This is a genomic window from Ruegeria sp. CK2 (assembly GCF_056536585.1).
In genome coordinates this window covers 99,224-111,343 of the sequence record NZ_JBQFPW010000005.1, presented here as the reverse complement: position 1 = coordinate 111,343, position 12,120 = coordinate 99,224, and the positions used below count along the sequence as shown (strand labels likewise).

General features: G+C 58.0%; 12 protein-coding genes. 1 reads left to right on the top strand and 11 read right to left on the bottom strand.

The features are described 5' to 3' along the window. Positions 1-126 precede the first annotated feature (126 nt). From ACR0BU_RS09850 to rbfA, 8 genes are all read right to left on the bottom strand, one after another. Complete coding sequence (locus tag ACR0BU_RS09850) at positions 127-2,214, bottom strand: VIT and vWA domain-containing protein (protein ID WP_298934445.1); 2,088 nt, start codon at positions 2,212-2,214, stop codon at positions 127-129. Continuing rightward, positions 2,211-3,668: an exosortase T gene (xrtT, locus tag ACR0BU_RS09845; protein ID WP_298934446.1), complete on the bottom strand. Its 1,458-nt coding sequence runs from the start codon at positions 3,666-3,668 to the stop codon at positions 2,211-2,213. Before xrtT ends, ACR0BU_RS09850 begins: the two co-directional genes overlap by 4 nt. Positions 3,669-3,900: 232 nt before the next feature. Further along, the gene (gene rpsO, locus ACR0BU_RS09840) at positions 3,901-4,170 is read right to left on the bottom strand and encodes a 30S ribosomal protein S15 (protein ID WP_120634641.1); all 270 of its coding nucleotides are present in this window, start codon (positions 4,168-4,170) and stop codon (positions 3,901-3,903) included. Positions 4,171-4,313: 143 nt separating this feature from the next. Then, positions 4,314-5,336: a calcium-binding protein gene (locus ACR0BU_RS09835; RefSeq protein WP_480737073.1), complete on the bottom strand. Its 1,023-nt coding sequence runs from the start codon at positions 5,334-5,336 to the stop codon at positions 4,314-4,316. Positions 5,337-5,434: 98 nt separating this feature from the next. Then, positions 5,435-5,941: a DUF1643 domain-containing protein gene (locus tag ACR0BU_RS09830; RefSeq protein WP_480737072.1), complete on the bottom strand. Its 507-nt coding sequence runs from the start codon at positions 5,939-5,941 to the stop codon at positions 5,435-5,437. Positions 5,942-5,962: 21 nt separating this feature from the next. After that, positions 5,963-6,868, bottom strand: a complete 906-nt coding sequence (gene truB / locus ACR0BU_RS09825) for a tRNA pseudouridine(55) synthase TruB (protein WP_480737070.1) — start codon at positions 6,866-6,868, stop codon at positions 5,963-5,965. Between the two features lie 60 nt (positions 6,869-6,928). Further along, complete coding sequence (locus ACR0BU_RS09820) at positions 6,929-7,666, bottom strand: phosphodiester glycosidase family protein (RefSeq protein ID WP_480737069.1); 738 nt, start codon at positions 7,664-7,666, stop codon at positions 6,929-6,931. After that, positions 7,663-8,058, bottom strand: coding sequence for a 30S ribosome-binding factor RbfA (gene rbfA / locus ACR0BU_RS09815; protein ID WP_085822706.1), 396 nt, complete (start codon positions 8,056-8,058; stop codon positions 7,663-7,665). The genes ACR0BU_RS09820 and rbfA overlap by 4 nt, the downstream gene beginning before the upstream one ends. A 93-nt stretch (positions 8,059-8,151) precedes the next feature. Between rbfA and dapB the strand changes: the two genes are divergently transcribed. Continuing rightward, positions 8,152-8,961, top strand: coding sequence for a 4-hydroxy-tetrahydrodipicolinate reductase (gene dapB, locus ACR0BU_RS09810; RefSeq protein WP_480737067.1), 810 nt, complete (start codon positions 8,152-8,154; stop codon positions 8,959-8,961). Positions 8,962-9,377: 416 nt separating this feature from the next. Here dapB and ACR0BU_RS09805 read toward each other — a convergent pair whose 3' ends face one another. From ACR0BU_RS09805 to tmpA, 3 genes are all read right to left on the bottom strand, one after another. After that, positions 9,378-10,238 carry a hypothetical protein gene (locus ACR0BU_RS09805; protein ID WP_480737065.1) on the bottom strand — a complete coding sequence of 287 codons (861 nt, stop codon included), beginning with the start codon at positions 10,236-10,238 and terminating at the stop codon, positions 9,378-9,380. 137 nt (positions 10,239-10,375) lie between these two features. Continuing rightward, positions 10,376-10,966, bottom strand: coding sequence for a (R)-1-hydroxy-2-trimethylaminoethylphosphonate oxygenase (tmpB, locus tag ACR0BU_RS09800; protein ID WP_480737063.1), 591 nt, complete (start codon positions 10,964-10,966; stop codon positions 10,376-10,378). Next, positions 10,963-12,099 carry a 2-trimethylaminoethylphosphonate dioxygenase gene (gene tmpA, locus ACR0BU_RS09795; RefSeq protein WP_480737062.1) on the bottom strand — a complete coding sequence of 379 codons (1,137 nt, stop codon included), beginning with the start codon at positions 12,097-12,099 and terminating at the stop codon, positions 10,963-10,965. The genes tmpB and tmpA overlap by 4 nt, the downstream gene beginning before the upstream one ends. Positions 12,100-12,120: the final 21 nt, after the last annotated feature.

Below are 12,120 nucleotides of genomic sequence, written 5' to 3'. Positions count from 1 at the left end.
CACAGATCACACTGCCGTCGGCCCGGTCAAGTGAGACGACGGGCTGATGTTGCTGCCGTGGCACGCGCCAGTTGATGTCACCATCGAGCCACCACGCGTCAGTTTGCAGTTTGTACGGAACCCCTCTCATGCCGGTTTCCTCCGCAGACCGGTCAGGCGCAGGGTCGCAAGGGCCAGAAGGGTCAATATGCCAAACAGTGTTTGCGGCTCGGGGGTCGAGGACCCGCTGAACCCGGTCTTGGGGTAGGCTGCAGCACTAACACCCGCGACCTGAGGCAAAGGCACGGCAGTTTTCTGGGCTGGCAAGCCGCGTTCGTTAACGATGGTTTTCGAGACGGCGACAAAGGATGTGTACCGCGTTTGCAGGTTGAACCGCATCCCCAGATCGGCAATTTGCGTCTTCAATGTGTCCTTGTCACCAGCTTGCACCGCGATAGCGCGCTCCAGATCCGCAATGCGTGACCGGGCCCAGGTTAGCGGGATAGAGGCACCTTTCGACTGATCGTCTTCAGAGTCGGATTCCGCCGGTAACTTCAGCGACAAGGGCATCGCAGCCTTGCGCCCTTGTACCAGACCGTTGATCTGCAAATTTGCCGGTCCGCCGCCGTTGTAACGGGCCAACACACGTACCGATCCGCCATCAAATAGGTCGGGGACGCGCTGCGGGACCACGTCGGTGACTTGCAGTTCTCCCCAGTCGATCGAGATATCCGTCAGAACCGGCGATTTAAGATCGCGGGCCAGGGTTTCGGCCACATCGTCAGCGCGATCTGTCGGATCGACATAGCGCGAATAGCCGCGTCCTTCGTCGGCCATGGCATCAAGCAGATAGCGGTTGACCGCTGTTCCCACACCAAAGGCATAGACGCGGGCGTCGCCGATCTGCCTGCGGATCGTGCGCAACACTGTCGCTTCGTCGCCGATATAGCCGTCGCTCAGGAATACAACGACACGCAAGGTGTTGTCCGGTCGCCGTGTTGCGAATGCGGTGCGGATGGCATTGTCAATCTCGGTCCCACCCGAGGCGCGAAGATTTCGCACAAACCGAAGCCCCGCCTTTGTATTGCGCTCAGTTGCAGGAACCGCATCGGTGGAGAACTCAGATGCGTCCGAGGAAAACCGGATCACGCGGAAGTAGTCCTCGGGCCGAAGCCCCTTGAGGGCGGCTTGCATGAACCGTTTGCTGGCGTCCAGCGGCGCACCGCCCATGGACCCGGATGTATCCAGAACAAAAACAAGCTCGCGCGCGGTGATCTGGTCAGGGTCGGGGATGTTCGGCGGCTCAATCATCAAGGATACAAAGCCGCCACGTGCATCATGATGGGACAGGACGCCGGCGGTCACATCTTCACCACCCAGTTTATAGCGGAGGATCACATCGCGGTTGTCGATGACACGTCCGGACAGAAAGCTTGCCTGAATCGAGTTCTCTGCCTGCTCGGTTTTAAGATCATGGGTGGGGCTGGTCAGGCTAGATACCGGAATGGCGGCTTCAAGGGTTACGTCTAGCGACACGCGGTCCATGTCGATCTCATCCGGGATCGTCAGACCCACAACTGGCGGATAGTCCGGCACTTTGGCGACCTGCCAACCACCATTCGAGACATTTGCATCAATCACCAGGTCGTCGGACCCATAGAACTCTTCGGCGGATGGGGATCCCGGGGTGCTGCCTTCGTAGCGGGGCCCGACGATCAGCGGCAGAACAAGTTCATAAGCGCCATCGATTTTAGGAACCGCCTGAACGTAGCTCAGGGTTACGGTGATGGGCTGTCCGGGCATCAGATTGGCGATGTTCTGCGTGAACATGTTGGGACGGTGCTGGGTCAAAAGCGCTGCGGCCTTACCAGATTCTTCTGCATTTTTGAACGTCTCTTCCGCCTCCGCCTTGTGTTGGATCTGGGCCTCAACCATCTCCTCGCCCACCTGCATCTGCATGGCATAGATCGCGGCTTTTTGGTTCAGTGGAAACAGGTATTCCGCCGACATCGGCGCATCTGACGGGTTGGCAAAAACCTGACGAACCTGAACAGTTGCCAGATCCCCCTGAATGTCCACACTCAGGTCCGATTTCAGCAGGGGCATGTCCATTTGCCCGGAAGCGCTCGTCCCGATGACACGACCAGCAATCTCATCCGGGGTCTGAGCGAGAAGGTGTGATGCCCAAATCCCGGGCAATATGAGAAACGAGAGCGACACAATCTGACGTATCATAAGTCGGTTCCTTTGATGTTTTGAATGTCGAGCGCAGCAAGCGCCGCTGCGTCCAGATCGCGGCGTAGTTTGGCGTCCAAAGCCCATGGCGTGATCCGTTGAATGCTGCTCCAGGTTCCGTTGGATCCGTTCATCCAGCGCCAGATCGCTTCGCCAACGCTGGGTGTGACGTGCCCGGACTGCGCCACATAGCTGACGGCGACCAACCACTGGTCGCCCTCAGGTCCGGTGGCCTGGTAATAGGCGCTGGGAACGCCCTCGTAGCGGGTGCCGAGGAAACGAACCGCGTAGCCCAGACCGCGCAGGCAAAGTTCCGGGGCATGCAGATGCCGCAGCGGTGCGCGGGTGCTGACCACGTTCAGGCCCAAGGGACCGAACTGAACTTTCCGCGCCTGTCCACCATAGGTTTGGAAGTAAGACGTCTCGATACTTGTCAGCGGGACGTCTTCGGCCATAAACCCCCGAACCTGACTGGGAAGGATCGGCGGCGTGACCGATGCCGAAACGTCCACCGGATCAGCTTTTGTCGATATGATACCCAGGCTGCCCGCAAGACAGGCCAGGCAGGCTGACGCTCGGATCCATTTCGGTACAGCCGGTGTTTTGGGCCGTTGCGGTTTGGGGCGGACAGGATTGAAGCTGTAGGGGCGGTAGAACAGGGCAAAAGGCAGAACCGTTAGCCCAAGCGTCAGCAACCCGATGGCCGAATGCATCGGCTCGGACATGACATCCAGATCATGTGCAAGACCAACAGCCAAAAGCGAAATCCGCAAACTGTTGCCAATCGTTGCGCTTACAAGCACGGCAAAAAGGCTGAGGATGCCTACATGCCAACGCGGACGCATCACTGCGTTCTGGGCCACCACAAAGGCCAGCGACAGCAACAAACCTGACGCGCCGGAACATGGAAGGTCCACCAGAATGTCGCGCTGTTCCAACGTGATCCGAACACCATCACAGATCACTTCGGCGAACAGAGGTTTAAGTATTTTGCAGGATAGGTCCGCCGACACCATTTGCAGCGGAAATCCCATCGTGCGCTGCAAAACCATCTCGGTGGGCAAGGAAAACAGAAACAGCGCCGCCATCCAGAAGGGTGACAGTGCAAAGGGTCTCTGGTTTAGCCGCAAAAGGCCAACCAGCGCAAACACATCAACTGCAAGGGCCAGTGCGCTTAGGATGTTGATGGCCAGAACCTGCCCAAGCAACCGGACCAACGCCGCCAGAAACAGAAGCAGTAAAACGGGCGCTTTTGCACCAGCTGCGACGGGCTTGCCACTCAGTAAACTGGCGACGCCAAGACCAAGGATCAAAACGACGTAAACATAGCCGTAAGATCCGTAGGCCGGGCTGACCCAGCTTTGGAAAAGCCATTGCAACGGTTGTGCCGCCAGAATGAGTGATGCTGCGGCTAACGCGGACCAGGCAAGGGTATCAACGCTCAAATATCTCATGTCGTCTGGTGTGACGACCAGATGCGCACTTCCCCGGTCCGAGTTGTGCAGATTTTGATGAGAAACGCGTCGTCGCGCGTGTTTTGAGTTTGCTCACCGACCCCGTGAAATCGGTCGGGCCGCGCGGAAGATGGTGCGTTTGGAGGAGTAAAAGAATACGCCCGCCAAAATGGCGGGCGTACAGATTCTACAAAGCGGGGCTCAGATCTTGTACAATTCGTACAAAACGCGCTTAGCGGCGGATGCCCAGCTTTTTAATCAGGTCCTGATAGCGTGCTTCTTCTTTGCCCTTCAGGTAGTCCAGCAGCTTACGACGCTGGGCAACCATCTTCAGCAGACCGCGACGACCGTGGTTGTCTTTCTTGTGGGTCTTGAAGTGCTCGGTCAGGGTGGTGATGCGCGAGGTCAGGATGGCAACCTGGACTTCTGGCGAACCGGTGTCGCCGTCCTTGGTGCCGAATTCTTTCATAACGCGTGCTTTTTCGTCAGCAGTAATCGACATCGGGGTCTCCTTTAAAGGTTAGCGTGAATGGCGCAGGCCGGGATGTCGTCCAGCACAGGCCCATGGAGAAAACCGCACCGATTCCGATGCGGATGGGCGCGTATAGGCGCTTTTACAGGGAATAGCAAAAGGATTCTGCGGGCTCAGCCGGTCTGTCCGTATTGCGTTAGTTCAGCCTCTGATATCAACTGAATATCAGTGCTTGTTATGCCTTCCGCGCCGTACAGATGCGCCACTTCCTGACCGTTGACTAGGACACGTGTCAAATTGGCATTCTCGTTATCGGTTTCAATCTCGATATCCGGGTCAATCGGATCGTCCCATGTGATCAAAAGCTTGTCCTGACCCGGTTGGAACCCCATGACCGTTACCTCTTCGTCATCCTCATCAGTGTCCAATATGATATTGTCACTGCCCTCGCCACCGGTTGCGACATCGCCGCCTTGGGCCAGAATCGTATCATCGCCAGCGCCACCATTCAGGAAATCGACCTGCGGCGCGCCGTCCGCATCATCGCCGTACAAAACGTCGTTTCCATCACCGCCAAAAACTACATCTGCGCCCGCGCCACCGGCCAAGGTGTCATCGCCGAAACCTCCATGCAGCGCGTCATCCCCCTCAGCGCCAGCCAAACTGTCGTTGCCCTGTCCGCCATAAAGCGCATCTGCGCCTTCGCCGCCGTCCAACTCATCTTCGCCAAGGTGACCATACAGACTGTCATCACCGTCATTGCCGACCAACAGATCATCACCCGCGTCGCCATGCAGGACATCGTCGCCGTGCCCGCCTGACATCAGGTCAGCGCCCTCGCCGCCATGCAATACGTCGTCAGCACAGCCGCCGGAAATGTCGTCATCGCCACCATATCCATTGATCTGATCGTCGCCATCCTGCCCGGTCAGGACATCCACACCATCCGTCCCGGCAATGACAAGAGCGCCTTCAAATTCTGAGATCACGGTGCCAGTTGACGGGTCTTCTGGTTCGGATGTTTCGGGCTCCTCAACGTTCTCACCGGCCTCTAGCAGGTTCCCTTCGGAAAGGTCTGCCGATAAATCATCTTCGGGTGAATCGGCTGCCTCATCCTCGTCGGCGAGAAACATATCGCTCATCGCGTAAGCCGCGCCACCTACAGCGGCCAATCCAAGCAATCCGGCCAGAAACATTTGAACCCTCCGAAAGCGTGCTGCCCCGAGGGTGAAATATCCCATGTCTTCAGGCCTTTGGTCAAAGACTGGCTGCGGTTGTGGTTAACCCTTTGTCACTACCCCCAGGGCTCGGGTTGCTGCGTGTACGCTATATATAAAGGGTGTTTAGGGTGCCCGTCCTTGGTCAGGCCCAGATGAAACAAGGGCTGTTTGGTGCCGCGAAGCAGCTGTTCAACTGATGGGCCGCGCTCAAGATGTGCGCCATGGGTGCCCCAAGCGGCAATGACCTGATCGGCCCAGCGCACACCGTCCAGAATAGCCGTATCATTTTCCGGTCCCACTGGATCGGCTGCGGCGCGCATTTTGCGCGGATCGGTATCGCGCCAAGCAAAGATATTGGTGACCTGAAACGCCCCGAAGCCAAGCGCCCGCGCCCGCCGTTCGCAGCGTTCCACTGTCGGGTCATTCTGCACCTCGGTTGCCGTGGAGGGGTTCAGCATCACGAACAGCGCTTTGCGACCTTGCGGGTCCCAAATTCGGGTCAGGCTATAGCGATATTTCTCGCAATCGGAATAGACAGCGGTTGAGGGCGCATCGCCCTTGGTATGGGTGCGGGTAATCATGAAATTCGCGTAGCACGGCTGTCAGCTGACGAACACCCGGCTGGGATGCAATTCGCCTGATTTGTAGATACCCACCGCCACGGCCTGACCGTCCAGCGAGGCCCAGGCTTCGTCGCCATACTCCACGTCCGATGCCAGAACCCTGCCTGGGTTGCCATTGCGCAGACGGGTGGCGCCCTCGGGCGTGCACTTCAATTCGGGTAGGTCGGTCAGGCCTGTTTCCAGCGGATGAAGATACTCGTCCAGCGCGGTGGTTTTGGCCATCTCGTCGACCTGCTCGATGTTCAGACCATCTTTGGCCTCGAACGGGCCGGACCAGATACGGCGGAGCTCGCGGACGTGGCCGTGGCATCCCAGCGCAGCGCCCAGATCACGGGCGATGGACCGGACGTAACCGCCTTTGCCGCAGGTCATTTCCAGAACGACGTGATCGTCATCAAGGCGGTCGACCAGCACCAGTTCCTCGACCCACAAGGGGCGGGCGGTCAGTTCTACGTCTTCTCCGTCACGGGCCAGTTTATAAGCGCGCTGGCCGTCGATCTTTACGGCGGAGAATTTTGGAGGAACCTGCATGATTTCACCTATGAAAGGCGACAGGGCTTGCTTGATGTCATCATCGGAAGGCCGTGCCGCGCTTTCGGCAATCACCTCGCCCTCGGCATCGTCGGTATTGGTCGCCTGACCCAGACGAACAGTGAATGTGTAGGCTTTCAGGGCATCGGTGATGTAGGGAACGGTTTTTGTGGCCTCGCCCAATGCCACGGCCAGAACGCCAGTTGCTTCAGGATCCAGCGTACCGGCGTGTCCAGCCTTCTTGGCGTCCATCGCCCAACGCACTTTATTGACCACGGCGGTCGAGGTCATGCCCGCAGGCTTGTCCACCACCAGCCAACCGGAAATGTCGCGACCCTTGCGTTTACGTCCCATCTTGTACCTTGAATCTTGCTGAGGCGCGCGACCTATCGGATCACATGGGCCCTGTCAATTTCAGGGCGCGTCTTCGACAACGCCAACAATCGGACCCAGCGAAAACCCAACATCGGAACGGTTCGCAGCGCGGTCGTAAACGCGTGAGATATTGCCGTCAAAGAACAGCGCATTTGGTGTTTCCAGCACGTCTCGAAACAGGCTGCCAAACTCGTGGAAGGTCACGTAGTCTTCTGAAATGGCAAAAACCGCGCGCGTTCCGTCTTTGCTGGTCCCAACGCCATTGCGGATGTAACGAGAGGTCGAATCGAGCAGGAACCGTGGGTGAAGCTCTCCATCGATCACCAGCATCGGGCCGGATTGGCTGGCGAAGCGGCATTCCGGTGCTTGATCGATGAAATCCAGCGTCTCGAACACATCGGCACGGCCCTCTCGGATGCAGAAGACACCGTTGGGCAGCAGGCCGAAATTACCCGGACCGGGATTTGAGATCACGCGCATGACCTCCTGCCCGTCTTCGACATAGTGGCCGACGGGCGAGCGGTCGTCGTGATACATGCCCGCATTCATTGCAAAGGCCAAGCGCTTACCTGTTGGCTCCAGCGTTTCATTCACGGATGAGAAATGCCCTAACAGTTCGTCGTTTTCGTCCTTCAGGAACAGGCGCAAGTCTTCAGTCGCGGCATCCACCTCGCAGATGGTGTACCGCTTATCCTCGTGAGTCAGTTTTTCGCAGGTGACTGCCGAGGCTTGCGCGGCCCAGAGAACAGCGCCCAGAACTACAAGCGTGCGGATCACTCGTCCAGATCGCGGCGCACCGCGTCCTGATCAAACATCCGGCGAGTGTCATCCAGACGGTCGAACGTGTCATCCAACCGGAACCGCAGATCGGGCGAGAATTTCAAACCAACCTTTTTGCCGACCATGCGCCGCAATTCGTGTTTGTTACGGGCCAGCAGCTCGATCACGTCCTCCTGCCCTTTGCCACCCAACGGCAGCACATAGGCGGTTGCAATCTTCAGATCCGGCGAGGTGCGCACTTCACCTACGGTGATCGACATGCGGTTCAGGTCGGGGTCGTGGACATCTCCGCGTGCCAACACTTCGGACAGGGTGCGGCGGATCAGTTCGCCGACACGGAGCTGTCGTTGGGACGGGCCGGGGCCATCGTGGAATTTGTTCTTAGCCATAAACCCCGATCTAAGCGCAAAGCGGGGCTTTGCCAAGCGGCCCCGAACCGGGTAGGAGGCTTTGAGCCGAATTTGACAAGAAGGACCAGCGCAATGACCCATATTCCGGGGATCGTCATCACAGGGGCTTCGGGCCGTATGGGGCAGATGCTGATCAAGACCGTGACTGACAGCGACCGGGCGCGACTGGCCGGAGTGGTCGAGCGCGAGGGTCATGACTGGGTCGGTCAGGATGTGGGCGAAGCCATGGGCGGTCAGGCACTGGGCGTCACTGTGACCGACGATCCGCTTGAGGCTTTCGCACAGGCACAGGCGGTGATCGATTTCACCGCCCCTCAGGCGACACTCGAGTTTGCGGCGCTGGCGGCGCAAGCGCGCTGCGTGCATGTCATCGGCACCACCGGCATGACGGACGAACAGATCGCCGCGCTGGAACCAGCCTCGCGCCATGCTGTGATTGTACGGGCCGGGAATATGAGTCTTGGGGTCAACTTGCTGGTCCAACTGACCAAAAAGGTCGCAGCTGCATTGGATGAAGATTTTGATATCGAAGTGATCGAAGGTCACCACCACCACAAGGTTGATGCACCGTCAGGCACGGCACTGATGCTGGGCGAAGCGGCTGCCGAGGGGCGGGGCGTTAATCTGGCCGATGTGTCGGACCGGGGCCGCGATGGGATGACCGGAGCCCGCAAGCGCGGCGACATCGGGTTTCACGCCATCCGCGGTGGCGACATTGTCGGAGAGCATGATGTTCTGTTTGCCGCACCGGGCGAACGGATCGTGCTGCGCCATCTGGCCACCGACCGCGCCATCTTTGCCCGCGGCGCGCTGAAGGCGGCGCTGTGGGGGCAAGGCAAGGCTCCGGGTCAGTATGACATGGTGGATGTGTTAGGATTGTAGGCTCCGCCTTTAGATGTAGGCTGCGACAAAAGCGTAGGCAATAAACATCGAGACCCAAAACAGCCCCGCAATTACGAGTGAGGCAAACTGCAACAAGAAAAAGCGAAAACTGTTTGCGTTGGGAACGAGACGTATTGCATTTGGCATATGCTGGTCATTGCATTTCTCAACCATGAAAAAGTTGTTCGCCGCCCCATATGCATTCAGCAGAAACCTTCTGTGTGACGGAGGGGCGCCGTGTGCTTTTGTCCAAAACTCGATAAATTCATCTTTGAAATTGAAGATCGAAATAGTCGAAGTAAGCAGAAGCATCGCGATCCATGACGAGGCAATCATGACAACCACGAAGCCAAACATAAACAGAAACAGAGCCAGCAGTTCTATTTGCCTTCTGCCTCGCAAAGGAGTGGTTTTAGCTAGCGAAACGCAGTCAGGCCGGACGGCGCCACGCCGGTCTGCTCGACTTGTATCAACAGCGTGCCCAACCGTTCTTCCCATGTCGGGAACTGACCTGTCATGGCGTAAGTCAGGCGCTCAGCCCCGATGGAGATGCCAAGGGGTGCGACCTCGCCCCCAATGATTATCTCTCCGATCTCGGTCCAGTTGGGTGGTGGCGGATAGGTGGCAGGCGCGGGCTCATCTGTCTCGCCGACGCGATAGTAGACACCCATGGTCACGAGGTAGTCCTCGCCAAAGGGGTCCGGAAAGAAGTATCCCGAAGCATCGCGCGCGGCCAATGCTTCGACATCGTCCCGCAGCAGAACTTTTTCCGGGAAGGGCAGGCCCATTTCGTCCAGAACAGGTCGCATATCGGTGGATTGCGGGACACTGACAAAGGCAATGCGCGCGGGGTCCAGACCAAGGTTATCGGTCAATATGTGCACCATTAGCCGTGTGGCGACCTTACCGTCCGTGCCGCGGGCTGGATGACAGCCGACTTCGTGAAACAGGGGCAGAATGTCTGGGCGATCCTTTTCCGCAACATCCCCGACGCGGGCCAGCGGTTGAACAACAAAGGCCTCGTTTGGCAGGGCAGATTGGTCAAAATCATGCCTCAAGCCGCCATTGTAAGCATCATCCCCGGTGACAATGGACAAAGGCTGGGTTTCAGCAAAACCCAGATCTGAAAACACGTCTTTGAGCCTGGCGAGTGTTCTTTCAAACGCCGCCTCAAAGTCCGGGTTCGGATCGATATTTGCATTAGTAACGCCTGGAAGGACTGCACCAAGCGTGGCTGCGGTGCCCAATTGCACAGCTCTGCGTCTGTTCAATTCCATGTCGCGGCCCTTCTTTTAGTGCATCTACGGTTCCATCTCAGACTATCGCAGAAGATTGGAGCAGATGTTAAGAAATTCTGAAAACCCGTTGGCAGGCCTATGACGCGGTTTTCAGATCAGGTTCTGACCGGGCGCGTTTAGGCCGCACCCAAATGCCGATCGACCATCCGCTGCACTATAGGGGCAAAATGGGGAAAATCGGGGGTCTCCATGTCGGCGCGTTTTCCAGCTTCGTCCAGATACCGCACCTGAATGATCTCTTTCAGGTTCGGATTTGCCTCGAACTCGGTCACCTCCTCGGCACTCATCGGTCCGCCCTGTAACTCCAATGTGTGGACCGATGCCTCGGACAAACGGCTGAAATACTCAGGCTTGGTGGCGCACAGGTAGCGTTTGGCCGCGACATGATAGCGGCAGCAATCGGTGATGACGGTTGGAAAGAACTGCTCTAGCACATCTGCGCCTGCGTCTTCGTGATGGCGGTCTTCGGTATCGTCCGGGTGATAGGTGCCGAACTCGGACGTGAAATGCCCGATGTCGTGCAGCAGGGCACCAACAATGATCTCTTCGGGCATCCCATTCTGCTCGGCAATAGTTGCACCTTGCAGCATGTGTTCGGCCATGGTCACCGGTTCGCCCAGATATTCCTCGCCGCCGCGACGGTCGAAGATATCTGCGATGAAGGCCACGATGTTGGCGCGGGTCAGGGTCGAAAAGTCGGGTTTCATTCCGCCGCCTCCTGCTGCGCCGTTTCCATTGCCGCCAGAGTGGACAGCAACCCGTCCTTATCGGCATAGCATCCCTGCAACCAACGCGTTCCCGAGCCGGAATAGCCCAATCGCGCGTGCAAGACACGGGTGTTGTCAACGATGAAGCTTTCGCCCGGTTCAAGCTTGAACGACACGCCCATGTTTGGGTCGTCGATAATCTCTCCCAACTGGCGATAGGCGGCATAATAAGCCTGCATCTGATCGAAGGGCACATCTACAAACGGTGCGGATGAACGGTTGTTGAACCGGATGCCGATCAGCTCACCGTCGGGCGAAAGCTCGATCATAGGGCGCCGCGAGCGCAGGCAGACACCGCCCGAACCCTTGTATTCGAAACGAGCGGGATAACCTGCGAGCAGGTCAAACCCTTGGGGATTCAGCTCATGCAGGCGCTGGGCGGCGCGAAAGCCATCGACGACAATAGAATCGCCACCTTCCGCCGAGTTTTCAAGGCAGTATAGGATCTGCAGAGTTGGCACCGGATCGCGATAGGGGTTGTCGGTGTGGGCCTGCAACCCAAGGCCGGTATAGGCTAGGTTGGTTGGGTTCACTTCGGTCCGGACTTCGAAATAGGGCCCATAGTTGGTTTCGCGCACATAACCGAACAGATCGGTCATCTGCAGCAGAGACTCCGGATCGGTGGGGCCGCCGGTCAGCTTGGCAAATCCAAACTCTGCAACAGCGGTCAGCCAGTCGCGTTTGGCGGTCGGGTTGGTGTGTACGTCGGACCAGTCGCCGCTGGGCGCCTCAAAACCACGTTGCCACGTGGTCAGATCGGGCGTGAGCCAGCCGTTTTTTTGCACCCTGTACCAGTCATAATTATGCGCGGCCAGCCAATCGGCAGGGAAGGTGACCGTTTTGCCTTCGGGTTGAAACGTGACGCTCAGATCGCCATTGCTGATCGTGGCGGCGCTGACGGAAATGTCGGTTGGGATATCGCCGATTGTGATCAGGCGTTGACCATTTCCGGGTGCGCGGGTTTCAGGGTCAAGCGCGTTGTCGCGCAGCCAGATGGCGTGGAAACGAGCCTGGGTATCGGTGTCGAACTCAACAGTCACGACCGAGGCATCGAAAGTAGCGGAGCGCAGCATTGGGAATCTCCTGTTCAGCGC